Annotated in this window: 20 protein-coding genes; 8 read left to right on the top strand and 12 right to left on the bottom strand. The window is 65.3% G+C overall.

Going from position 1 to position 22,308, the window contains the following annotated elements; genetic code table 11:
• Positions 1–3: 3 nt before the first annotated feature.
• Together ACVJ5M_RS04000 and ACVJ5M_RS03995 are read left to right on the top strand one after the other, a co-directional pair.
• Positions 4–1,170, top strand: a complete 1,167-nt coding sequence (locus tag ACVJ5M_RS04000) for an HlyD family secretion protein (protein ID WP_456679259.1) — start codon at positions 4–6, stop codon at positions 1,168–1,170.
• Entirely contained in the window at positions 1,157–2,785 is a 1,629-nt protein-coding gene (locus tag ACVJ5M_RS03995; RefSeq protein ID WP_063980235.1) for an MFS transporter, read from the top strand. The genes ACVJ5M_RS04000 and ACVJ5M_RS03995 overlap by 14 nt, the downstream gene beginning before the upstream one ends.
• A gap of 6 nt (positions 2,786–2,791) precedes the next feature.
• On the opposite strand, the gene ACVJ5M_RS03990 is transcribed toward ACVJ5M_RS03995, so the two are convergent.
• The 3 genes from ACVJ5M_RS03990 to ACVJ5M_RS03980 form a co-directional block, all read right to left on the bottom strand.
• Positions 2,792–3,532, bottom strand: a complete 741-nt coding sequence (locus ACVJ5M_RS03990) for a sulfate transporter family protein (protein ID WP_063980234.1) — start codon at positions 3,530–3,532, stop codon at positions 2,792–2,794.
• Positions 3,533–3,723: 191 nt separating this feature from the next.
• Positions 3,724–5,751 (bottom strand): S8 family serine peptidase, encoded by a 2,028-nt coding sequence (locus tag ACVJ5M_RS03985; protein WP_231143743.1) that lies wholly within the window; start codon positions 5,749–5,751, stop codon positions 3,724–3,726.
• Between the two features lie 63 nt (positions 5,752–5,814).
• The gene (locus tag ACVJ5M_RS03980; protein WP_063980232.1) at positions 5,815–6,987 is read right to left on the bottom strand and encodes a phosphorylase family protein; all 1,173 of its coding nucleotides are present in this window, start codon (positions 6,985–6,987) and stop codon (positions 5,815–5,817) included.
• A gap of 287 nt (positions 6,988–7,274) precedes the next feature.
• Between ACVJ5M_RS03980 and ACVJ5M_RS03975 the strand changes: the two genes are divergently transcribed.
• Together ACVJ5M_RS03975 and ACVJ5M_RS03970 are read left to right on the top strand one after the other, a co-directional pair.
• A complete protein-coding gene (locus tag ACVJ5M_RS03975; protein WP_456679258.1) occupies positions 7,275–8,810 on the top strand; it encodes a S53 family peptidase in 1,536 nt (511 codons plus the stop codon).
• Positions 8,779–8,919 carry a hypothetical protein gene (locus tag ACVJ5M_RS03970; RefSeq protein ID WP_456679257.1) on the top strand — a complete coding sequence of 47 codons (141 nt, stop codon included), beginning with the start codon at positions 8,779–8,781 and terminating at the stop codon, positions 8,917–8,919. The genes ACVJ5M_RS03975 and ACVJ5M_RS03970 overlap by 32 nt, the downstream gene beginning before the upstream one ends.
• A gap of 160 nt (positions 8,920–9,079) precedes the next feature.
• On the opposite strand, the gene nikR is transcribed toward ACVJ5M_RS03970, so the two are convergent.
• Both nikR and ACVJ5M_RS03960 read right to left on the bottom strand, forming a co-directional pair.
• Positions 9,080–9,526 (bottom strand): nickel-responsive transcriptional regulator NikR, encoded by a 447-nt coding sequence (gene nikR, locus ACVJ5M_RS03965; RefSeq protein WP_063980230.1) that lies wholly within the window; start codon positions 9,524–9,526, stop codon positions 9,080–9,082.
• 178 nt (positions 9,527–9,704) lie between these two features.
• Positions 9,705–12,182 carry a heavy metal translocating P-type ATPase gene (locus ACVJ5M_RS03960; RefSeq protein ID WP_063980229.1) on the bottom strand — a complete coding sequence of 826 codons (2,478 nt, stop codon included), beginning with the start codon at positions 12,180–12,182 and terminating at the stop codon, positions 9,705–9,707.
• A 50-nt stretch (positions 12,183–12,232) separates the two neighbouring features.
• Here ACVJ5M_RS03960 and ACVJ5M_RS03955 point away from each other — a divergent pair, with 50 nt between their 5' ends.
• Complete coding sequence (locus tag ACVJ5M_RS03955) at positions 12,233–12,508, top strand: metal-sensitive transcriptional regulator (RefSeq protein ID WP_007598521.1); 276 nt, start codon at positions 12,233–12,235, stop codon at positions 12,506–12,508.
• A gap of 157 nt (positions 12,509–12,665) precedes the next feature.
• Here ACVJ5M_RS03955 and ACVJ5M_RS03950 read toward each other — a convergent pair whose 3' ends face one another.
• Positions 12,666–13,637: a YiiX/YebB-like N1pC/P60 family cysteine hydrolase gene (locus tag ACVJ5M_RS03950; RefSeq protein WP_063980228.1), complete on the bottom strand. Its 972-nt coding sequence runs from the start codon at positions 13,635–13,637 to the stop codon at positions 12,666–12,668.
• 192 nt (positions 13,638–13,829) lie between these two features.
• On the opposite strand from ACVJ5M_RS03950, the gene ACVJ5M_RS03945 reads away from it, so the two are divergent.
• Complete coding sequence (locus tag ACVJ5M_RS03945) at positions 13,830–15,218, top strand: flavin monoamine oxidase family protein (RefSeq protein WP_063980227.1); 1,389 nt, start codon at positions 13,830–13,832, stop codon at positions 15,216–15,218.
• 179 nt (positions 15,219–15,397) lie between these two features.
• Here ACVJ5M_RS03945 and ACVJ5M_RS03940 read toward each other — a convergent pair whose 3' ends face one another.
• The 3 genes from ACVJ5M_RS03940 to pheS are packed head-to-tail and all read right to left on the bottom strand — an operon-like array spanning position 15,398 to position 19,652.
• Positions 15,398–16,168, bottom strand: coding sequence for a sulfite exporter TauE/SafE family protein (locus ACVJ5M_RS03940; RefSeq protein WP_231143742.1), 771 nt, complete (start codon positions 16,166–16,168; stop codon positions 15,398–15,400).
• Complete coding sequence (pheT, locus tag ACVJ5M_RS03935; protein WP_063980226.1) at positions 16,165–18,573, bottom strand: phenylalanine--tRNA ligase subunit beta; 2,409 nt, start codon at positions 18,571–18,573, stop codon at positions 16,165–16,167. The genes ACVJ5M_RS03940 and pheT overlap by 4 nt, the downstream gene beginning before the upstream one ends.
• Complete coding sequence (gene pheS / locus ACVJ5M_RS03930) at positions 18,570–19,652, bottom strand: phenylalanine--tRNA ligase subunit alpha (protein WP_063980225.1); 1,083 nt, start codon at positions 19,650–19,652, stop codon at positions 18,570–18,572. Before pheS ends, pheT begins: the two co-directional genes overlap by 4 nt.
• Before the next feature lie 136 nt (positions 19,653–19,788).
• On the opposite strand from pheS, the gene ACVJ5M_RS03925 reads away from it, so the two are divergent.
• The gene (locus tag ACVJ5M_RS03925) at positions 19,789–20,196 is read left to right on the top strand and encodes a hypothetical protein (protein ID WP_063985967.1); all 408 of its coding nucleotides are present in this window, start codon (positions 19,789–19,791) and stop codon (positions 20,194–20,196) included.
• A gap of 26 nt (positions 20,197–20,222) precedes the next feature.
• Here the strand turns inward: ACVJ5M_RS03925 and rplT are convergent, their stop codons facing one another.
• A complete protein-coding gene (gene rplT, locus ACVJ5M_RS03920; RefSeq protein WP_014490867.1) occupies positions 20,223–20,582 on the bottom strand; it encodes a 50S ribosomal protein L20 in 360 nt (119 codons plus the stop codon).
• 88 nt (positions 20,583–20,670) lie between these two features.
• Positions 20,671–20,871, bottom strand: a complete 201-nt coding sequence (gene rpmI, locus ACVJ5M_RS03915) for a 50S ribosomal protein L35 (protein ID WP_008539890.1) — start codon at positions 20,869–20,871, stop codon at positions 20,671–20,673.
• 271 nt (positions 20,872–21,142) lie between these two features.
• Between rpmI and ACVJ5M_RS03910 the strand changes: the two genes are divergently transcribed.
• Complete coding sequence (locus tag ACVJ5M_RS03910; RefSeq protein ID WP_063980224.1) at positions 21,143–21,547, top strand: hypothetical protein; 405 nt, start codon at positions 21,143–21,145, stop codon at positions 21,545–21,547.
• 63 nt (positions 21,548–21,610) lie between these two features.
• On the opposite strand, the gene infC is transcribed toward ACVJ5M_RS03910, so the two are convergent.
• Positions 21,611–22,150, bottom strand: coding sequence for a translation initiation factor IF-3 (gene infC / locus ACVJ5M_RS03905; RefSeq protein WP_071917037.1), 540 nt, complete (start codon positions 22,148–22,150; stop codon positions 21,611–21,613).
• Positions 22,151–22,308: the final 158 nt, after the last annotated feature.

The following is a 22,308-nucleotide window of genomic DNA, read 5'->3' as shown; positions in this document are numbered from 1 at the left end:
GTCGTGAGTCAGCAAGAACAAATCTCATCGCCATCGCCATTGCCATCGCCATCGCCACCGCCACCGCCGGCCGCGGCACCGGCTCCGCCGCCGAAGCCGACGCAGCGGCCGGCGAGCTCGCTCTGGGGCCGGCTCGCGATCCCCCTGTTCGCCGTGATCGTCGCGCTCGCCTTCGTGGCACTGGCGACGCTGCGCTTCGACGAATGGGTCGGCAACGCCGTGGTCCAGACCACCAACGACGCCTATGTGCGCGCCGATCTGACGCGGCTTGCAAGCCGCGTCTCCGGCGAAGTGCTGACCGTCGGGGTCTCCGACTTCCAGCGCGTCAAGGCCGGCGATCTCCTGATCCAGATCGATCCCGCCGACTACCAGGCCCAGGTCGCGCAGTCCGAGGCCGCTGTCGCCGCCGCGCAGGCCGTGCTCGACAATCTGAGCAACCAGGTCGAGCTGCAATATGCGACCATCGCGCAGGCGCAGGCCGCGCAGCTGTCAGCGGAAGCGTTGGAGGTCGAGGCCCGGCAGGAGCAGGATCGCCAGAAATCCCTGACGCAGACGGAAGCCGGCACGCGGCAGCGGCTGGAACAGGCCGTCGCGGGCTACGCGAAGGCGCAGGCCGACGTGCGTGCCAGTCGCGCCGTCATCGCCGCGCAGCAGCATCAACTCGAAGTTCTGCAGGGCACCAAGAAGCAGCGCGCCGCCGATGTCGCGGCGGCCAAGGCGACGCTGGCGAGCGCGAAGCTGAAGCTCGGCTATACCAGGATCACCGCGCCGTTCGACGGCGTCGTCGGCGAGCGCCAGGTGCAGCCCGGCGACTACGTCAACATCGGCACCAACCTCATCAATGTGGTGCCGCTGCCGAAGGTCTACGTGATCGCGAATTACAAGGAGACCCAGCTCACGCATGTCGCGCCGGGCCAGCCGGTCGAGATCACCGTCGATGGCTTCCCGCGCGAGAAGCTGCGCGGCAAGGTCGAGCGCATTGCCCCCGCGACCGGCGCGCAGGTGGCCCTGCTGCCGCCGGACAATGCGACCGGCAATTTCACCAAAGTCGTGCAGCGCATTCCCGTGCGCATCCAGTTCGACGACAACCAGCCGCTGCTGGCGCGGCTGGTGCCGGGCATGTCGGTCGTCACCAGCATCGACACGAAGGCCGCGAATGGCGGAAAATGACGATGCCGGCCGCGGGCCTCTCTCGCGCGGCGGCATCGCGCCACAGCCGTTGTTTGCCGTGGCGGCGGTGCTGCTCGGCTCGTTCCTCGCCAATTTCGACAGCCGGCTGACCACGGTCGGTCTGCCGGACCTGCGCGGTGCGTTCTCGCTCTCGTTTGACGAGGGCGCCTGGCTTTCGACCGCCGGCATCGGCTCGCAGATCCTGATTGCGCCGGCGGTGGCGTGGCTCGCGACGGTGTTCGGCCTGCGCCGCGTGCTCGGCATCCCGAGCCTCGTCTACGCCGCGGTGTCGCTGATCATTCCCTTCGTGCACGATTATCCGACGCTGCTCGCGCTCAGCGTCGTTCATGGCCTGCTGCTCGGCACCTTCGTGCCTGCGACGCTCATGATCGTGTTACGAAACCTGCCGATCCGATGGTGGGTGCCGGCGATCTCGCTCTATTCGATCCGGGTCGGCTTTGCGCTGGATACGTCGAGCTCCCTGGTCGGCTTCTATGTCGACCATCTCGGCTGGCAATGGATGTACTGGCAGAGCGTCGTGATCGCGCCCTTGATGGGCCTGATGGTTTATCTGGGCACGCCGAGCGAGCCGGTGAACCGCACGCTGCTGCGCGAGGCCGATTGGGGCGGCATGCTGCTGCTCGGCGCCGCGGTCTCGATGATCTATGCCGGCCTCGACCAGGGCAATCGCCTGGACTGGCTCGGCTCGGGGACGGTGATGGCGCTGCTCGTCAGCGGTGTGGTGCTGTTCGCAGGCTTCCTCGTCAACGAGTCGCTGGTGCGACAGCCCTGGGCGCATGTCAACGTGCTGTTCTCGCGCAATGTCGGGTTGGGGCTGATCTTGATCCTGCTCTACACGCTGACCAGCCTCTCCAACTCGTCGCTGGTGCCGAACTTCCTCGGCAATGTCGTTCTGCTCAGGCCGGAGCAGAGCGGGATGTTGCTGCTCACCTATGGCGCGCTGCCGATGTTCGTGCTGGTGCCGATCTCGATCTGGCTGCTGCGGCATTTCGATACGCGGCTTGTCGTGGTGCTGGGCTTTGCCTGCTTTGCCGCGGCCAATCTCTGGGGCACGCAGCTCAGCCATGTCTGGGCGCGCGAGGATTTTGTCGGCATCGTGCTGCTCCAGGCGATCGGGCAGTCGCTGCTCCTGCTGCCGATCATCATCACGCTGCTGTCGAACGCCGATCCGAGCCGCGCCACCTCCTTTGCCGCCTACATCCAGATCATGCGGCTCGGCGGCGCGGAGATCGGCATCGCGCTGATGGGAACGTGGCTGCGCGTGCGCGAGCAGGTCCATTCCTTCTATCTCGGCCAGGACCTTGTGGTCGGCAATGCCGACGTGGTGGGTAGGCTCAAGCAGCTCGCCGATTACTTCGCGGCCCATGGCACCGGAATGGCGCAGGCGCGCGCGGTCGGCACGCTCGCGGGCCTGGTGCAGCGCGAGGCCAATGTGCTCGCCTATATCGACGGCTTCTGGCTGTGCTTCTGGCTAGCGATGGTCGCGCTCGGCGTCGTCGCGCTGATCACCCGGGCGCCACCGGGCCCGTTCACGCCGGCGCCGTTCGGTTTCGCCAAGATGCTGCTGCGCAAATGCGGGGTGCAAGTGAACTGAGAGGCCTCACCGCATCTGCCGCGCCGGCTCGATCAGCTCGGGCCGCGGCCCCGACAGGCGCTTGTGCATGTGGACCATGAACGCCATGCCGAAGATCGGCGTCGCCAGATTGACGATCGGGATCGAGACGAAGGCCGCAATGAAAAGGCCGGCGGTGAAGATGGTCGCGGCGTTGTCGCGCCGCATCGCCCTGGCCTCCTCCGGCGAACGGAAGCGCATCGCGGCGAGCTCGAAATATTCGCGCCCGAGCAGCCAGGCGGCGGCGACGAAGAAGATCAGGAATCCGGCACCAGCGAACAGGACCAGCGGCAACGCCACCAGATAGACCACGATCGTCAGCAGCGCGGTCTTGACGCCCTCGTAGATCGCCTGGCTGAACGGCAGCGCAGCGCCCGGCCGCTCGGCGGGATAGTGCTCGCGCTCGACGATGTCGGCGACGTCGTCGACGAACAGGCTCGCCACCAGCGAGGTGATCGCAGGCATCAGGAACACACCGCCGAACACGACGCCGAGGCCCGCCGTGATCGAGACGATCCAGGCGAGGACCTCGAGCGAGGAATGCCAGCTCGGCCCGAGCAGGCCTTCCAGCCAGACCTCACCATAGGTCGCAAACCAGCTCAGCAGCCGCTGCAAGCCGATCGCCAGCACGATGATCAGGACCAGTGCAAGCCCGATCGATCGCCACAGGATCGAGCGCATCGGCGGCGAGATCAATTGCGACAGCGCCTTTACGGCGGCATCCAGCATCGGAGTACCTCTCAGCAAAACCACCCGCGAGAGGTAGACATGCGCGGAAGGTTCGACAAGAGGTCGAGCTTTCCGGGACAGATTGCCGCGCCTGGAGCTTGGGTTCTGAGTGAATCAGAACGGAAGCTCAAGGCGCTTGTTTTGACGCGTTTTCTTCGCGCGAACCGGCAGCCACTTCGCTTGAAGACGCTCTAGCTCACCCTGATGACGAGGGCATAGTTCTGCGGCGCGACGGCGATGGAATGAGCGATGACCGATATCACCGCTTCGCCGGCCGGCAGATTTTCGAAGATGACCTGCTCCACATTGTTCCGGCGGTCGAAGTCCTTCGAGCCGGCCGGCATGTTGCCATGGCGTTCCTGCTTGTTGGCCACCACGACGAGATCGAGGTCGCTTTGCAGGCCTTCGCCGGGCGGATCGGTCCAGACCAGCGTGACCTTCAGGCGGCTGCTTCCCGCCGGTATCGTGACCGTGCGGTCTTCGCGGTCGCCGGCGTCCAGCTTCTTCTTCTCGTCGAAGAACTGCAGCTCTTCGCTCGTGGCATGGGGGCCGACCACCGCTTGAACGTCGACCCGGCCGAAGCCCTGGCTGTTGCTCGCGACGGACCCCGCCTCCGACGGATGGTATTGTCCGGCGAGACTGCGCGCTCCGTTGATGATGAGCGCCTTGAGCAGTGCGGCGCTCGGCGACTTCAGTCCCTGGCTTTTCCTCAGGAACGCCCGGATCACCGCGACGGACCCGGCCACCAGCGGCGTCGCCATGCTGGTGCCGCCTTCGAACATGTAGAGCGGATCTTGCGAGAGCTTCCATCCCTTCGATTTCGTGGCGCGGGATCGGGTTGACAGAATGAAGGATCCCGGCGCCACGACGTCGGGCTTGATGCGTTCGTCGTTGGTGGGTCCGCGGCTGCTGAACGCCACCATCCCTTCGGGATTGTTGGCCACACGATCGGAGCTGATCGGCGTGGCCGGAAAATCGTCTGGCCATGCCCTGCCGTAGGTCATGGCCTCGCTGGGACGATTGTTCTCGCAGGCGCCGATGGTGAGGCAGTTCTTGGCCGTACCCGGCGGCGTCACGGAGTTGGGGTCGACCTGGCCATTGCCATCCTTGTCGCTACCCTCATTTCCGGCGGCGAAGCAGATCAGCATGTCGCGGTGCGCGTAGACGAACGTGTCGAGCTCGTTGGCCTGGGAGTCATACACGCCGAAATTTCCGACGCTGCCCCAGGAGTTGGAATGGATTCGCGCCTTGTCCGTCTTGTAGGGCGGGCCGAACAGCGCATCGAGGCTGTCGGGCAGGCCGCCGAGATTGCCGTCGCTGTCGAGCACGGATTGCAGAACCAGCTTGGCACCGGGAGCCGTGCCGCGGATCGGGCCGTCGCTTTTCGATACGCCGTCGCCGAGAGCGGAACCCGCGACATGGGTGCCGTGACCATCAGGATCGTCTTTGCGCCCGGGCCGGCCGAGCGCGTAGAGCTTCTTGACGCGCCCCTTGAAAGCCGGGTGCGTGTTCGTGGTCGATCCCTTGTCGAAACCGGTATCGGCGATCGCGATGATCTCGCCCGCGCCTTCGCCGCCATTGCTCGGCGTCGCCGCGGGAACGCGAAGAATGCCCCGCGCGATGTTGTTGAGCAGCTTGCGGGGAAAGACCTTCTCGACGCTGCGCACCTCGTCGAGCGCCGCGACGTCGGCAAGACGGCGCATCTTCAGCGTCACACGCACCTTGGCCGTGCCCGGGACGACGTCGTCGAGCTGCACATGCGCCGCTTCCGCAATCTTCTTTGCGGCGGCCTTCACGCCGACATTGCGGTGGAGCATGACGTCGACGGTCACGCTGGTGCGGTCGAGCGCCGCCGGCTTTGCCGCAAGCGCGCGCGCCGCGGCGACGCCTCCGGGTTGGGTGTCCAGGTTGCGCAGCGCCGGCGCGATCTTCACGATGCCCGGGTAGAGGTCTGCCCATGTCACGAACGGAAGTTTCCGCACCTTGTCGAGCCCGGCCGCCGGAAAGTGACAGATGACGGCGCTGCCCGGGACGGCTTCCAGGATCTCGGCGCCGGCCTTGGCGAGCTGCCCTCTGCGCTCGGCGTTGAGCGGCTGGTTGGTCTGCACGATGATGTAGTCGGATTCCTTCGCATTCGCATGATCCAGCGACAGCGCGGCGCGTTCCGCGTGCGGAGCCGAAGGATCGATCGTGATGCCGTTGATCGTGATCTGCGCCATGGCCGTTCCACTTTCCCTGATTGATCGCCCGTCCTTTGTCGTCTGTGCTGGCCGGATCGCTCGCTACGGCTCCGCCGCGATGCTGGCCCAGCAGGTGATGGCGCTACAGACCGTGCTCCAGCGGCCGAACCCCTTGTAGATCTGGGCCGCGATCTGCTCCTGCTGCTGCAGGGTGCCTTCGGCCTTGATCTGCGGATCGGAGACGTTGCGGATCGCGAGCCAGCGCGGTGCCTTCTCGCCCATCTCCTGCGCGACTAGGCCAAGGATGGCATCGCCCATCTCGGAGACGTCGCCGAGCCCCTGGAGATGGAAGTGGTCGTCCGAGGTGTCGAAGCCGAAGAAGTCGGTGGTGACCACGGAGGAGGACAGGCCGCTCGGCTTCACGACGAAGATCTTCGGCGCCCTTGTATTGTCCTTCGGCAATTGCCCGGCATTGGCCTTGAACAGCGTCTTGGCCTGCGCGAACTTCTTCGTCACGGCGGATCGGCTGGAAAAATGCTCCTGCGCGAATGGCTGCTTCTTGAACTTCGATAGGCAGTCGAAGCGAACGATCGGACTGACGACGACGTCGCCGACCTCGAATTCCTTGCCGATGCCGCCCGCCGTACCGGTGGTGATCACGAGACTCGGCTGCACCTCGGTGATGATCTGGCGCCAGACGTCGATGTTCGGCAGCTGCGGGCCGTCCTGCGACATGTGCGAATCGGATTTGAAGATGACGACCTTCTTCTTGCCGATCGTGGTGGTCCAGTAGGTGCCGAGCCGTTTCAGCTCCTTGGCCGGACAGCCGTTGCGCATCTTCTTGGAGATGGCCGCGTAATTATGCGTATAGGGTACGTAATCGTTGCGGGAGTCCTTGCCCGGCGTCAGCACGCGGCTGAGGGCGTGGCCCTCGTCGACGGTCCAGGTCACGACCAGCACGTCGGCGCGCGGTAGCGGTCCCTTGCCGTTGCCCTTCGGCTTCGGCCCGGTTTGCGGCGCCAGCCCCTTCGGCCAGGCAATGTCGGTGAAGCGCGACAGCCCGGTCGAGGTCGAGAAGGCCATGAACTCGCGGCCCTCGCTCGACTCGGAATCGAAATCGATGATCTCGCGCCGAAAGTCTTCGGTCGTGACCTTCGCGGATTTCTTCACCGCGCCCTTGGCCACGCGTTTCACCGCGAAGGTGTCGGGCGGGGGCGGCGTCGTGATCGGATCGAAACCGAGATTTCTCTCAACCCATTTGCGGTCAGCACGCATCGCATTGTCTCCGCCAAATTGATTTCCAGACGTCTGATTTCGACAAACGTCTTCCGTTGGTCGGCCAGACAAGCCAACGGTTGCAATTTTAAATCGAAATCCTTGTCGTCGAATGGTCGTGAATATTGACCGATTCCGTGCCGATCTGAGCCAGTCGGATGTTGCCCCTGCCAAACAAGAGGTTTTCTGAAAAAATATCGTTCAAATGCCTGAACCAATTTGGGTTTGAGATTACACCTATAGTTGAGGTGCGACAATCTGCCTTCCAATCACAAACGGAGGAAGTCATGGCAAGCTCGACCACGCGCGTGACGCTGGCGAACAGCGCACGGAAATTGCCGAAGGGGGCCAAGCTCGTCGGCGCGGCCGATCCCAAGCAGGAAATCGAGATCAGCGTTCGCCTGCGCGCGAAGCGTGCCGACGATGAGCAGGTGATGACGCTCGGCGCGCAACCGCCGCGCGAGCGGCAGTATCTCTCGCGTGCCGAGTTCGGCGCAGAGATGGGCGCGGATACCGCCGACGTCGCCAAGATCGACGATTTCGCGCATCACCACGATCTCAACGTCAAGAGCGTGCATCTGGCGTCCCGCACCGTGAAGCTGACCGGGACGGTGAAGGCCATGAGCGCAGCCTTCGGCGTCAAGCTCAACAAGGTCAGATACGAGGGCGCGACCCATCGCATGCGTAAAGGCAGCGTGCAGATCCCGGCCGAGCTCGCAGGTATCGTGGTCGGCGTGCACGGCCTGGACAACCGGCCGGTGGCGCAACCCCACTTCCGCCGCAAGCTGCCGCAGAAGGGCGCAGCCGCACGCGCCGCGCAGGGCGGCAGCTTCTCGGTCGATCAGATCGCCCAGCTCTACAATTTCCCCGGCGGCGAGACCGGCGCCGGCCAGTGCATCGCCATCATCGAGCTCAACGACATCGACCAGAAGGGCCATCCCACGGGCGCCGGCTACAAAACGTCAGACCTGCGCACCTTCTTCAAGAAGGCGGGCATCCCGATGCCGAAGATCGCACCCGCGAGCGTCGACGGCGGCGCCAACAAGCCCGGCCATTCGGACGCCGACGGCGAGGTCGTGCTCGACATCGAGGTGGCCAGTGCGATCGCGCCCGGCGCCAGGATCGTGGTCTATTTCGCGCCCAACACCACCAACGGCTTCATCGATGCGGTCAAGGCCGCCGTCCACGACACCGCGCGAAAACCTTCGGTGATCTCGATCAGCTGGGGCGGGCCGGAAGACCAGGAAGGCTCGCAGCAATTCGTCGACGGCCTGAACGAGGCGATCCGCGACGCCGCCGCGATGGGCGTCACCGTCTGCGTTGCCTCCGGCGACAATGGTTCGGCTGACATGGGCGCGGACTGGGACGGCAAGCCACATGCAGATTTCCCGGCCTCGAGCCCGTTTGCACTCGCCTGCGGCGGCACCAATCTGAAGGCGCCGAACGGCGATATCAACGAAGTGGTCTGGAACGGCGGGCCGCAGGGCGGCGCAGGCGGCGGCGGTGTCAGCGTCGTGTTTCCCGCGGCCGCAATACCAGGCCCAGGCCCATGTGCCGAAATCACCGACGCATCACAACGGCCGCGGGGTGCCCGATGTTGCCGGCGATGCCGATCCCGCGACCGGCTACCAGATCTTCCTCAACGGCGTCGGCACCACCATCGGCGGCACAAGTGCCGTGGCGCCGCTGATGGCGGGGTTGATCGCCCGCATCAACGAGGCGACGACGAAGAAATTCGGCAAGACCGTCGGCTTCATCAACCCGCTGATCTACGCCGCGCACACGCAAGGCGTGTTCCGCGACATCACGGTCGGCAACAATGACATCACCGGCGATTTGCACGGCATGTACAAGGCCGGCCCCGGCTGGGACGCCTGCTCAGGCCTCGGCGTCCCCAACGGCGAAGCGCTGCAGAATTTACTCTCGGCGTGAGGTTTGTCGTCGCCTCTCCCCGCGTGCGGAGAGAGGCCGGATCGCATCGAAAGATGCGATCCGGGTGAGGGGGAGTCTCCGCGAGTCCAACTGGTACCGCCCCCGCGGAGGCTCCCCCTCACCCCGACCCTCTCCCCGCAAGCGGGGCGAGGGAGAAGAACTACTCGTGCCGGTGCCCGTGCTTGCGCGCCTTCGCCTGCTTCCCTTCACCCGTCGGGATCATCACCACGCGGCCGTAGCGGACGCCGCGCTCGGCGATGATGTGGTCGGCGAAATGCTTGACCTCGGAGGCGTCGCCGCGCAGCGCCGTCATCTCCATGCAATTGTTATCGTCGAGATGGACATGCAGGGTGGCCAGCGCGAGGTCGTGGTGGCCGTGGAATTCCTGCACCAGGCGTTTCGAGAGATCGCGCGCGGCGTGGTCGTAGACGTAGACGAGGCCGGCGACGCAGGGGCCGGTCTGCGCGGTGTCCTCGGCGCTCTGTTGCAGGCCGGCACGCGCGAGATCGCGGATGATCTCGGAGCGGTTCTGGTAGCCGCGCGCTTCCGCTGCCGCGTCGATCTCCGCCAACAAATCGTCCTCGATCGTGATCGTAATCCGCTGCATCAGGTCCTCTCCGCGCGTACCGCTCTTGTTACCTCGCCCCGCTTGCGGGGAGAGGTCGGAGTTCAAGCGTAGCTTGAATTCCGGGTGAGGGGGACTCTCCACGAGTCCAATTGTCACCGTGGTCGCGGAAGCGGCCCCTCACCCCGTAAGAACGGGGCGAGGGAGCGCACCGTCATCCTCACAGCCGGGTCCCGCGCAGCCGCAGCGCATTCCCGACCACGCTCACCGAGGACAGCGCCATCGCCGCCGCGGCGATGATCGGGGACAGCAGGATGCCGAACGCGGGATAGAGGATGCCGGCCGCGATCGGAATGCCGGCGGCGTTGTAGATGAAGGCGAAGAACAGGTTTTGCCGGATGTTGCTCATGGTTGCCTGCGACAGTCTTCGCGCACGCACGATGCCGGTGAGATCACCGCCCAGCAGGGTGACGCCGGCGCTCTCCATCGCCACGTCCGTGCCGGTGCCCATGGCGATGCCGACCTCGGCGGCGGCCAGTGCGGGCGCGTCGTTGACGCCGTCGCCCGCCATCGCGACGCTGCGCCCGGCCTTTTGCAGCTTCGTCACCACCGCGCTCTTCTGGTCGGGCAGAACCTCGGCCTCGACCTCGGCGATACCGAGCCGGCGCGCCACCGCTTCCGCCGTCGTGCGATTGTCGCCGGTCAGCATGATGACCTTGATGCCTTCATCGGCCAGCGCTTTCAGCGCTTCCGGGGTCGAGGCCTTGACCGGATCGGCGATCGCGAACAGGCCGGCCAGCTTGCCGTCGACGGCCATGTTGATCACGGTGGCGCCGTCCTGGCGCATGCGTTCGGCCTCGGCATCGAGCGCCCTGGTGTCGATGCCGATCGACACCAGATATCTTGCGTTGCCGAGCACGATGCTCCTGCCGTCGATTATTCCGGTCGCGCCCTTGCCCGTCGGCGAGTCGAACTGTTCGACCTGAGCGAGGGTGAGTTGCTTCTCTTTCGCGGCGCGCATGATGGCGTCGGCCAAAGGATGCTCGCTGGCGCGCTCGACGCTGGCCGCAATGCGGAGGATGTCGTCCTCCGCAAAGCCGGCAGCCGGGACGATCGCGACCACCTTGGGCTTGCCCTCGGTCAGCGTGCCGGTCTTGTCGACCACCAGCGTGTCGATCTTCTCCATCCGCTCCAGCGCCTCGGCGTTCTTGATCAGCACGCCCGCCTGCGCGCCGCGGCCGACGCCGACCATGATCGACATCGGGGTCGCCAGGCCGAGCGCACAGGGGCAGGCGATGATCAGCACGCTGACGGCGGCAACGAGGCCGAACGCCAGCCGCGGCTCCGGTCCGAACCAGGCCCAGGCGGCAAAGGCGGCGATGGCGACGGCGATCACGGTCGGCACGAACCAGCCAGCGACCTGGTCGGCCAGCCGCTGGATCGGCGCGCGCGAGCGCTGCGCGTCGGCGACCATCTGCACGATCTGCGACAGCAGCGTCTCGCGCCCGACCTTGTCGGCGCGCATGATGAAGCCGCCCGATTGGTTGAGCGTCCCGGCGATCACTTTTGCACCTGGCTCCTTGGTGACCGGCATGGATTCGCCGGTGACGAGGGATTCGTCGAGCGCGGAGCGTCCCTCGAGGATAATTCCGTCGACCGGCACCTTCTCGCCTGGGCGGACGCGCAAATGGTCGCCGGCGTGGAGCGCATCGATCTCGACCTCGTGCTCGCCGCCATCGGCATCGACGCGGCGCGCGGTTTTTGGCGCAAGCTGCAACAGCGCCTTGATCGCACCCGACGTCGCGTCACGGGCGCGCAGCTCCAGCACCTGGCCGAGCAGCACCAGCACGGTGATCACAGCGGCGGGCTCGAAATAGACGGCAACGGCACCATCATGACTGCGGAAGGCCGCCGGGAAGATCTGCGGCACGACAGTCGCGACGATGCTGTAGAGATAGGCGACGCCCGTGCCCATCGCGATCAGCGTGAACATGTTGAGGTTGCGGGTGACCAGAGACTGCCAGCCGCGGACGAAGAACGGCCAGCCGGCCCACAGCACGGCGGGCGTGGTGACGACGAGCTGGATCCAGTTCGACAGCGCCGGATCGATCCAGTCGTGTGGTCCGGCGAGATGGCCGCCCATCTCCAGCACCACCGCCGGCAGCGCCAGCGCGCCACCGATCCAGAACCGCCGCGTCATGTCGGCAAGCTCGGGATTGGGTCCCGTCTCCAGGCTCGCGACCTCCGGCTCCAGCGCCATGCCGCAGATCGGGCAGCTGCCGGGTCCGACCTGGCGGATCTCCGGATGCATCGGGCAGGTGTAGATCGTGCCCGCGGGCATCTCGGGTTCGGGCGCCTTCTCTCTGACGAGATACTTTGCGGGATCGGCGGCGAATTTGGTGCGGCAGCCGGCCGAGCAGAAATGGAAGGTCTCGCCGTGATGTGTGTGGTGATGCTTCGAGGTGGCGGGATCGACCGTCATGCCGCAGACGGGGTCGAGGACTGTGGTCGCGGCGGCGCCATGGTCATGCGCGTGGTGCTGGGCATGATCGCCGTGCCCGCCGCAGCAGGAGGACGCCGCGGGCTTGTCGGCTGGCGGAGCACCCGTGGGGGCGGCCTCGGGAGCAGCCTTGGCGGAACAGCCGCATCCGGACGATGTTTCCGACGTGTGATGGTGCCCGTTTTCGGCGTCGTTCATTGCCATGCTCCGGCCTTGCAACATATACCCTAGGGGGGTATATAGAGCGCATGCGCAAGGACATCAAGGCATCCGTCGGAAAACGTCTTGGCCGGATCGAGGGTCAGGTTCGCGGCCTCTCGAAGATGGTCGAGGAGGACCGCTATTGCATCGACATCGTGACGCAGATTTCGGCCGTGCGTGCCGCGCTGCGCCGGGTCGAGGAAGAGGTTCTGAAGGATCACGTCGCCCATTGCGTCGAGCACGCGATCGCGAGCGGCGACAAGGCCGATCAGCGCGAGAAGATCGCGGAGCTGATGGCGGTGATCGGGCGGGCGGAACGGTAGGCTCTCACCATCGTCATTGCGAGGAGCGCAGCGACGAAGCAATCCAGATTGCCTCCGCCGAGGGACTCTGGATTGCTTCGCTACGCTCGCAATGACGGTGGAAAGAGCGGTGCAACGTCTCTCCTGGCCTTTGCCGGAACGACGGCAGGCGCGATGCTTACGCCGCCATCTCCTGCGCGCGTCCCCGCGCGCGGTACATCGCCAGTTCGTTCAGCAGCACAAAATGCTCGGAGCAGATGGCGCCCATCTCCGCGGGCTGCGCGCTCACTTCTTCAGCCGGAACTTCAGTCGGCGCTTCTTCGTCAACCGTCTCAGGAACGAGCGGCGGCGCACTGAGCGTTTCTGGAAACACACTGAATGTGCCCGCTACCTCCTCGAGCGGCTTCTGCTTGTCGGCCCAGTGCAGCGCGGTGTAGTCGAAGCCGTGCACGATGGTGGGTTTGACGACTTCGAAATAGGGCGAGATGTCGAAGTCGCGGGGCATGTAGAGCGAGGAATCGCGGATGTGCAGGATCTCGCGGCGGGCGGCGCGGCTGCCGGCCTTGGTGATCTTCGGCAGGATCGGATAGCGCACGGCATCGAAGGCCTGCGCGATCAGCGCCGAGCAGATGATTTTTGTCGGATCGCCCGAGCCGATCGAGATCATGCGCCGCCGCCAGCGTTGCGGGATCGGCAGCGGGAACAGGAAGCGCATCAGGTCGACGATGTTCTTGGTGTCGTAGCCGAAGCCGATGCGGTTGATCGCATAGCGGCAGACCGTGGTGCGGTCCTCATAGGACAGCCCGACCGGGCGGCAGACACGGGTGTGATACGGGAAATATTTCGACAGCGGCGCCGAGGTGACGCCCTCGCCGATATTGGCCTCGATCAGCACATGCGGCTCGCCATTGGGCTCCGTGGCGCCCTCGACCGGACCAACATAGAGCGCGGCATGGGACCAGGTCGATTGCGTCAGATATTTGATGATGCCGGAGATGCGGTTGTTGCCCTCGACTAGCAGCACGTCGCCGGGCTCGATGACGCCGCGCAGGTGCTCCGGGTCGCTCGGCGTGAACGGCTCGTAGCCCGGCACCTCCTTCGAGAGGTACGCGGCAATCAGCTTGCCGACTGAGTCCAGAACCGTCCCCATTTCAAACTCCCCCCACGGCCTTTTCCGGCCGTCTTTTTCCCTTCTCTATCATGGTCGAAACGTGTTGCAATTCGGTTCATCACTCTGTGAGATCAAGCACGATTGATTCACCATGATGGTTGCCGTGCGACACCAGATGCAGCAAGGTTCGCGGGCTGTTCCCGTTCGCCGCAAGTTCCCGGAAACCATGACATGACAATCACGCGCCGCAGCTTCCTATCGGCGTCGGCGGCTCTTGCCGCGATGCCGGTCCTGCGCGCGACTGCCGCACCCCTGCCGCGCGAGGCCGACATCGTCGTGATCGGTGCGGGAGCGGCCGGAATTGCCGCGGCGCGGCGCATCATGGCGGCCAACCGCAAGGTCGTGGTCGTGGAAGCGGCATCCCAGATCGGCGGCCGCTGCGTCACGGACAGCACGACCTTCGACGTGCCGTTCGATCGCGGCGCGCGCTGGATGCACAATCCCGAGACCAATCCGATGATCCGGCTGGCGCGCAGTGCCGGGCTCGACGTCCTGCCGGCACCGACTGGCCAGAAGATGCGTATCGGCCGCCGCAATGCGCGCGCGGGCGAGACCGAACAGTTCCTGGCGGCGCTGGTGCGCGCCAACCGCGCCATCGACGAGGCCGGACGCGGCAAGCTCGATACGGCCTGCGCCTCGGTGCTGCCGAAGGATCTCGGTGACTGGGCCGGTGCGGCCGAATTCGTGCTCGGTGCGAGCTTTGCGGGCAAAGACCTCAAGGAGCTGTCGGCGATCGACAAGGCGCGTGCGCAGGACCGCAACACCGCGATCGCCTGCCGCCAGGGCCTGGGGACCCTGATCACCAGGCTCGGCGAACAGGCGCCGGTGGCGCTGGCGACGCCGGTGAGCAGGATTGTCTGGAGCAATCGCGATGTCAGCGTGGAGACGCCATCCGGCAGGATCGCCGCACGCGCCGCCATCGTCACGGTCTCGACCAACGTGCTGACGTCGGGCGCGATCAAGTTCGGGCCTGATATTCCCAAGCGCACGCTCGATGCGGCGTCGAAGCTCACGCTCGGCAGCTACGATCGCATTGTGCTGCAACTGCCGGGTAATCCGCTGGGGCTCTCGCGCGACGACATCCTCATCGAGCAGAGCAATTCGACGCGCACGGCGCTGATGCTCGCCAATATCGGCGGCTCTTCACTGTGTTCGATCGATGTCGGCGGCTCGTTCGGCCGCGATCTCTCCGAGCAGGGCGAGAAGGCGATGGTCGCCTTCGCCAGGGAATGGATCACGAAGCTGTTCGGCAGCGAGGCGGCGGCCGCCGTGCAGAAGACCACCGCGACGCGCTGGAACGCCTCGCCCTTCGTGATGGGCGCGATGTCGGCGGCCTCGCCCGGCGGGCAGCTCTCGCGAAAAATCCTGACCGAGCCGATCGGCAACATGTTTCTCGCCGGCGAAGCCACGCACGAGACGCTGTGGGGCACCGTCGACGGCGCCTGGGAAAGCGGTGAGCGCGCAGCCGATGCGGCCTTGCGCAAGATCGGCGCGCTCAAGGACGAGTCGGCCGACGTGCCGACGCAGTCGACGAAGAAGCGCCGCGCGCCTCGACAGTAGGACAATTAAGTCGCCAAACACTCCGCTGTCGTCCCTGCGAACGCAGGGGACCCATAACCACAGGGAGTGGTTTGGCGAAAGCTAGCAGTTAGGGGTCCTTGGTCGGTACTGCCACCTGCGCTTATCGACAAATCACACGGTATGGGTCCCTGCTTTTGCAGGGACGACCGCGGAGATTGTTACCGCAAAATCCCGTCCAGCACCGGCAGCCCCGCGATCACCGCCATCGCGATCAGACCGTAGCAAATCGCGCGAAACACTTTTTCGCTGGCGCGGCCGAACAGCGACGCACCGAACGCGACGCCGATCGCATAGACCGGGCCGACGATCAGCGACAGCACCAGCGATTCGCGTGAGATCAGGCCGGTCGTCGCGTAGCTGACCATCGAGAAGAAATCCGACGCGCCGAAGAACAGCACGATATTGGCGCGCGCGACGATCGGCGCGATGGGGCGGCCGAGCCAGTAGCCGACGATCGGCGGGCCGCCGGTCTGCGCCAGACCGCTACAGAAGCCCGAGAGGCCGCCGATGCCGACCGAGAGCCAGGCGTGGTCCTTGCCGCGATAGCGCCAGCCGGACAGCAGCAGCAGCAACAGCGCAGCGACGAAGCAGGAGATGATCCAGCGCGTGGTGACGGGCTCGAGCACGCTGAGGAAATAGGTGCCCACCGGCACGCCGACCAGCGCGCCCAGCACGATTACCGCGGTGGCCTTGCGGTCCGCCTTCCGCCACGCGTCGGGCAGCAGCGGCAGGGCCGCGACGAAATCGATCACCAGGAGCAGCGCGGCAACGAGACGCGGCGCCGCGATGCTGCTCGCCAGCGGCATGAAGATCAGCGCCGAGCCGAAGCCGGAGAAGCCGCGCGCGGTGCCCGAAACGAAAGCGACGGCGCAGAGCGCCATCGCAACGGTGAGGCTGACGTCCTTCGGAAGAACATCCGCAAGGGTCATCCGCGCAAGACGCCGCCGGTCTTCTTCGTGACTTCCGCCACGATCTTCCCGGCGACGGCCTCGATCTCCTGATCGGTCAGCGTCTTCTCGCGCGGCTGGATCGTCACGGCGATCGCGATCGACTTCTTGCCGTCATCGATGCCCTTGCCCTCGTAGACGTCGAAGACATTCACGCCGGTGATCAGCTTCTTGTCGACGCCTTGCGCGGCGCGAACGATGTCGCCGGCCTTGATGGTGCGGTCGACGATGAAGGCGAAATCGCGCGACACCGGCTGGAAGGCCGACAGCTCGATCACGGGCTTGGCGCGGGTCGGCTTCTTCTTCGCCTCGGGGATGCGGTCGAGGATCACCTCGAACACCATCAGCGGGCCGTCGGCGCCGAGCGCCTCGAGCGCGCTCGGATGCATCTCGCCGAAATAGCCGAGCACGTTCTGCGGGCCGATCTGGATCGTGCCGGAACGCCCCGGATGCAACCAGGCTGGTCCGCCCGCGACGATCTGCAGCGCCTGCATCGGTGCACCGGCAACGGCAAGCACCGCGAGCGCGTCGGCCTTGGCGTCGAACAATTCGGCCTGCGCCGAACCCGACCAGTGCCGTCCCAGACCTTCGGACGAAGCAAAGCCGCGCCGAACGCCGCTGGCCGCCATGAACTGATCCTGCGGGCGGTCGCCCTTGAACAGCTGGCCGACCTCGAACAGCGCGACATCGCCGAAGCCGCGATCGGCGTTGGCCTGCGCCGCCGCGATCAGGCCCGCCAACAGGGTCGGCCGCATGTCGGAGAGATCCGAGGCGATCGGGTTGGCCACTTCGAGCTCGCGCTGGCCGCCGCCGAACAGGGTTGCCGCAGACTTCGTGATGAAGGACCAGGTCACCGCTTCGATGATGCCGCGGCTCGCGAGTGCGCGCCTGGCGCGACGGGTGCGGAGCTGCAGCGGCGTCAGCACCGGCTTGCGCGCGTCCTCGCCGCGCTCGAACGGCGTCATCGGCACCTTGTCGACGCCGTAGATGCGCACGATCTCTTCGACGATGTCGGCCTTGCCATGCACATCGGTGCGCCACGAGGGCACCGCGATCTTCACCACCGGACCCGGGCCGGCCATCATGAAGCCGAGATGGGTCAGGATGCGCTTCATCTCCGGCTGCGGCACCTCGATGCCGGAGAGCCGCTTGACCTCGGTAACAGGAAAATCGATCACCCGGTCGTCGCCGAAGGCCTTTCCGACCACGACGTTCTCGGACGGCGCGCCGCCGCATATTTCCATCACGAGCTTGGTGGCGAGCTCCAGTCCCGGCACCATGAAGGCCGGATCGACGCCGCGCTCGAAGCGGTAGCGCGCGTCCGAATTGATGCCGAGCTTGCGCCCGGTCTGGGCGATGTTGATCTCGTTCCACAGCGCCGATTCGATCAGCACGTCGGTGGTGTTCTCGTCGCAGCCCGAGGCTTCGCCGCCCATGATGCCGGCGAGCGATTCGACGCCGTGCTCGTCCGCGATCACGCAGATGGCGGGATCGAGATTGTAGGTGCGGCCGTCGAGCGCCAGCAGCGTCTCGCCGTCGCGGGCGCGGCGCACCACGAGATTGCCCTTCACCTTCTTGGCGTCGAACACGTGCAGCGGGCGCGCGCGGTCGTAGGTCATGAAGTTGGTGATGTCGACCAGCGCATTGATCGGACGCAGCCCGATCGCGGTCAGCCGCTTCTGCAGCCATTCCGGCGACGGCCCGTTCTTCACCCCGCGCACCAGGCGCAACGCGAAGCCCGGACACAGCGTGGCGTCCTCGACCGCGACCTTCACGGGGCACGGGAATTCACCCTTGATCGGCTTGATCGTGGGGTCCTTGAACTTGCCCATGTCGGCCGCGGCAAGATCGCGGGCGATGCCGTGCACGCCGGTGCAGTCCTGTCGGTTCGGCGTCAGATTGATCTCGACCACGGGATCGCCGAGGCCCGCCCATGCGGCGTATGCCGCGCCGATCGGCGCATCCGCCGGCAGCTCCATGATGCCGTCATGGTCGTTGGAGATCTGGAGTTCGGCCGCCGAGCACAGCATGCCGCGGCTCTCGACGCCGCGGATGGTGCCGACACCGAGCGTGATGTCCTTGCCGGGAATGTAGGTGCCCGGAGGCGAGAACACGCTGACCAGGCCCGTGCGCGCATTCGGCGCGCCGCACACGACCTGCACCGGTGCGCCACCATCGCCGGTGTCGACCATGCAGACGCGCAGGCGATCTGCATTCGGATGCTGCTCGGCCGAGATCACCTTCGCGATGGTGAACGGCTTCAGCGCCTTCGCCTTGTCCTCGATGTTCTCGACCTCGAGCCCGATCATAGTGAGCTTGTCGGCGAGCTTTTCCAGGGGCTCGTCGGTGTCGAGATGATCCTTCAGCCAGGAGAGGGTGAATTTCACGAGCTCAGTCCTCCCGCAAGCGTCGGCAGTTCGAGCGGCTTGAAGCCGTAATGGGACAGCCAGCGGACGTCGCTGTCGAACAGCTGGCGCAAATCGGCGATGCCGTATTTCAGCATGGCGATGCGGTCGATACCCATGCCCCAGGCAAAGCCCTGGTACTCGTCGGGATCGATGCCGCAGGCGCGTAGCACGTTCGGATGCACCATGCCGCAGCCGAGAATCTCGAGCCAGTCCTCGCCCTCGCCGAAGCGGATCTCGCCCTTGTCGCGGCGGCACTGGATGTCGACTTCCAGCGACGGCTCGGTGAACGGGAAGAACGACGGCCGGAAGCGCATGTTGATGTGATCGACCTCGAAGAACGCCTTGCAGAACTCGTGCAGGATCCATTTGAGGTGGCCGAGATGCGAGTGCTTGTCGATGACGAGGCCTTCGACCTGGTGGAATTGCGGCGTGTGGGTCGCGTCCGAATCGATGCGGTAGGTGCGGCCCGGGCAGATCACGCGGATCGGCGGCTTCTGGCTCAGCATGGTGCGCACCTGCACCGGCGAGGTGTGGGTTCGCAGCAGCATGCGCGAGCCGTCCTCCTTCGGATGGAAGAAGAAGGTGTCGTGCATCTCGCGGGCGGGATGGCCTTCCGGGAAATTCAGCTTGGTGAAGTTGTAGTCGTCGGTCTCGATGTCGGGGCCTTCCGCGACCGAGAATCCCATGTCGGCGAAGATCGTCGTCAACTCGTCCCAGACCTGGCTCAGCGGATGGATGCGGCCGGCTTCAGTCGGCGCATCGCGCAGCGGCAGGGTGACGTCGATGGTCTCGGATGCGAGCCGCGCATCGAGCGCCGCCGACTTCAGCACGTCGCGCCGCGCGGCGAGGGCCTGGGTGACCTCGTCCTTGGCCTGGTTGATCGCGGCGCCTTGCGTCTTGCGCTCGTCCGGCGACATCTTGCCGAGCGTCGCAAGCAAGGCGGAGATCGAGCCCTTCTTGCCGAGGGACGCGACGCGGACGGCTTCGAGGGCGGCTTCGTCCCCGGCAGCACTGATCTGCGCGAGGATGGATTGGACGAGACTGGCGAGGTCGGACACGGTCGGATCCTTTCAAAACGCTGCCGGTTGTGGCCGCAGCCGGGCCGGAACGTCAAGCCGTATAGCCGTCGTAAATGCAGGGCATTTGAACCCTATAGGCATGGCTGGCACCAACCTGAAGTCGAGGGAGAAGACGATGCGTTTACGATCCTGGGTGGTCGGCTTGAGCTTGGTTCTTTTGGGGAGCGCGGCTCACGCCGCGGAGGAATGCCCGGCCAAATCGACGTCGATGGATGACATCATCGCGGTCCTGAACGCGGCGCCGAGCTGCGACCGTGCCATGACGCTGTTCGATGCTTGCGCATACGGCGCCAGCGGCGACGTGCAATTCGGCGAAGCGGTCGAGAAGAAGTGCGAGGCCGATTTTGTCGGCCGGCTGAGAACGCCGCAGAAGCTCAGCTATCAGCGCGAGTTGCGGGTCTGCGACCGGAAGTACCGGAACAAGTCCGGCACCATGTATATCTCGGCCACGGCCTTCTGCCGGGCGGAGGTCGCCCAGCGTTACTCGCGACGTGCGCTGAAGGCCGGCGGAGCCGGCCATTAGTGCTGGGCTTGCTCTGAAGCAGCCGCTTAGGCGGCCAGCGCAGCCTTGGCCTTCTCGGCGATCGCCTGGAACGACGCAGGCTCGTGGATCGCGAGATCCGACAGCACCTTGCGGTCCACGGTGATGCCCGACTTGGCGAGACCGTCGATAAATCGGCTGTAGGTCAGGCCGAACGGACGCACAGCGGCGTTGAGACGCTGGATCCAGAGCGCGCGGAAAGTCCGCTTCTTGCGCTTGCGATCACGGAACGCGTACTGCTGGGCCTTTTCTACGGCCGGCTTGGCGGCGCGGATGGTGTTCTTGCGGCGGCCATAGAAACCCTTGGCGGCCTTGTAGACTTTCTTGTGCTTGGCGTGGGCGGTCACACCGCGTTTGACGCGAGACATGACAAAATCCTTCAGAGATGACTTGGTTTTCGGATCGCCGCGCGAGCGCGGCGGAGGTGGCAATGATCTTCGACGATCTTGGACGCGATCAGGCGTTCGGCAAGAAGTACTTCTTGACGTTGTCGCCGTCGGTCTTGAACAGCACGCGAGTGCCGCGCAGCTGACGGATCTGCTTCTTCGTCCGCTTGATCATGCCGTGACGCTTGCCGCGCTGGGCGTGCATCACTTTGCCGGTGGCAGTCACCTTGAAGCGCTTTTTAGCGCCCGATTTGGTCTTCAGCTTGGGCATTTGGCTCTCCTAATGGCCACAGAAACCCGCCCGCGAAGGCGGCTGGCCGTCAAAAATGCTCGTTAGAGCGTTGATTGTGCTCAGGTTTTACGAACAAGCGCGAAACCCGCACGGACACCGCCACGGCAGCCCTTAATCAGCCGGGCGATGAAGGCTGGGCTTATGACAGAGGACAAGCCAAATGGCAACGCTGAACCGCCGAAACCTGCCCGGCGACTATTCGAAGTTACCACCCATATGTCCAAGCCATGTCGCCTGGAGCAAGACCAAAATGGCCCATTTTCCCCGATCGCTTTCGTCCTTGACGGACCTCGCCCGCCCGCGCCGCCTGGCGCTGCTTGCCGTGCTGGCCACGGCCGTGCTGCCCTCGACCGCCGACGCCCGTATCGGCAGCTATGACGGCATCTGGAATGTCACTTTCGCCACCACGCGGGGCAATTGCAGTTCCGGTTACAGCGTCCCCTTCACCGTCACCGGCGGCCGGGTGTCATCCGCCGGCGGCGGCCGGGTCTCCGGCACGGTTCGTCGCGGCGGCGCCGTCGCGGTCCAGGTCTCGGTCGGCGCGTCCCACGCCAGTGGAGGCGGCCGGCTCGGCGGGGTGGCCGGTGCAGGCTCCTGGAACGGCATCATTTCCGGCGACCGGTGCAGCGGCATCTGGCATGCGACCCGGTCCTGATACACAAACGGCCCGCCGGAAATCCGGACGGGCCGTTGAACTCTCAGTCCTGAAAAACGGACGTCAGCGCGGCGCCAGCACCATGACGACCTGACGGCCCTCGAACCTGGCATCCTGCTCGACCTTGGCGAGCTCGGCGACGTCGTTCTTGATCTTGTCCAGAAGCTTGGTGCCGATCTCCTGGTGCGCCATTTCGCGGCCGCGATAGCGCAGCGTGATCTTGACCTTGTCGCCTTCTTCGAAGAACCGCTGCATCGCGCGCATCTTCACGTCGTAATCGTGGTCGTCGATCATCGGGCGGAGCTTGATCTCCTTGATCTCGACGATCTTCTGCCGCTTGCGGGCTTCGGCGGCCTTTTTCTGGGCGGAATACTTGTACTTCCCGTAGTCCATGATCTTGCAGACGGGAGGGCTGACATTCGGCGAAATCTCGACCAGATCCATGCCAGCTTCCTGGGCCATACGGATGGCCATGACGGTTTCGACCGTGCCCTTGTTGTCACCGGTCTGATCGATCAGCTGGATTTGCGCATTGCGAATATCATCATTGATGCGCGGCCCGTCTTTGCTGGCAACGGGCGGGGCTTTATTGGGACGGCGAATGGGTGGTTCTCCAAAATTGTGAAAGAGGCGGCTAGTCTGAAGGAAGATGCGTTTGCCGGCAAGCAAGTCGCGTGCGGGAGGCGAAAAAGCCTCAAATGCGAGGCATTTTGGTCACGCCCATGGGCACGCTGCAGGACATAGACACCTTGCTTCTGTTC

Source organism: Bradyrhizobium sp. S3.7.6 (genome assembly GCF_054061875.1).
The sequence above is the reverse complement of the archived record's forward strand: the minus strand, read 5'-3'. Positions and strand labels throughout refer to the sequence as shown.

What these genes read in the sequence shown, in the direction of transcription:
- ACVJ5M_RS03995 (WP_063980235.1), top strand. Translation starts at nt 1,157, where the DNA reads ATGGCGGAAAATGACGATGCCGGCCGCGGGCCTCTCTCGCGCGGCGGC.
- ACVJ5M_RS03990 (WP_063980234.1), bottom strand. Translation starts at nt 3,532, where the DNA reads ATGCTGGATGCCGCCGTAAAGGCGCTGTCGCAATTGATCTCGCCGCCG.
- ACVJ5M_RS03985 (WP_231143743.1), bottom strand. Translation starts at nt 5,751, where the DNA reads ATGGCGCAGATCACGATCAACGGCATCACGATCGATCCTTCGGCTCCG.
- ACVJ5M_RS03980 (WP_063980232.1), bottom strand. Translation starts at nt 6,987, where the DNA reads ATGCGTGCTGACCGCAAATGGGTTGAGAGAAATCTCGGTTTCGATCCG.
- ACVJ5M_RS03975 (WP_456679258.1), top strand. Translation starts at nt 7,275, where the DNA reads ATGGCAAGCTCGACCACGCGCGTGACGCTGGCGAACAGCGCACGGAAA.
- nikR (WP_063980230.1), bottom strand. Translation starts at nt 9,526, where the DNA reads ATGCAGCGGATTACGATCACGATCGAGGACGATTTGTTGGCGGAGATC.
- ACVJ5M_RS03960 (WP_063980229.1), bottom strand. Translation starts at nt 12,182, where the DNA reads ATGAACGACGCCGAAAACGGGCACCATCACACGTCGGAAACATCGTCC.
- ACVJ5M_RS03955 (WP_007598521.1), top strand. Translation starts at nt 12,233, where the DNA reads ATGCGCAAGGACATCAAGGCATCCGTCGGAAAACGTCTTGGCCGGATC.
- ACVJ5M_RS03950 (WP_063980228.1), bottom strand. Translation starts at nt 13,637, where the DNA reads ATGGGGACGGTTCTGGACTCAGTCGGCAAGCTGATTGCCGCGTACCTC.
- ACVJ5M_RS03945 (WP_063980227.1), top strand. Translation starts at nt 13,830, where the DNA reads ATGACAATCACGCGCCGCAGCTTCCTATCGGCGTCGGCGGCTCTTGCC.
- ACVJ5M_RS03940 (WP_231143742.1), bottom strand. Translation starts at nt 16,168, where the DNA reads ATGACCCTTGCGGATGTTCTTCCGAAGGACGTCAGCCTCACCGTTGCG.
- ACVJ5M_RS03925 (WP_063985967.1), top strand. Translation starts at nt 19,789, where the DNA reads ATGCGTTTACGATCCTGGGTGGTCGGCTTGAGCTTGGTTCTTTTGGGG.
- rplT (WP_014490867.1), bottom strand. Translation starts at nt 20,582, where the DNA reads ATGTCTCGCGTCAAACGCGGTGTGACCGCCCACGCCAAGCACAAGAAA.
- rpmI (WP_008539890.1), bottom strand. Translation starts at nt 20,871, where the DNA reads ATGCCCAAGCTGAAGACCAAATCGGGCGCTAAAAAGCGCTTCAAGGTG.
- ACVJ5M_RS03910 (WP_063980224.1), top strand. Translation starts at nt 21,143, where the DNA reads ATGGCCCATTTTCCCCGATCGCTTTCGTCCTTGACGGACCTCGCCCGC.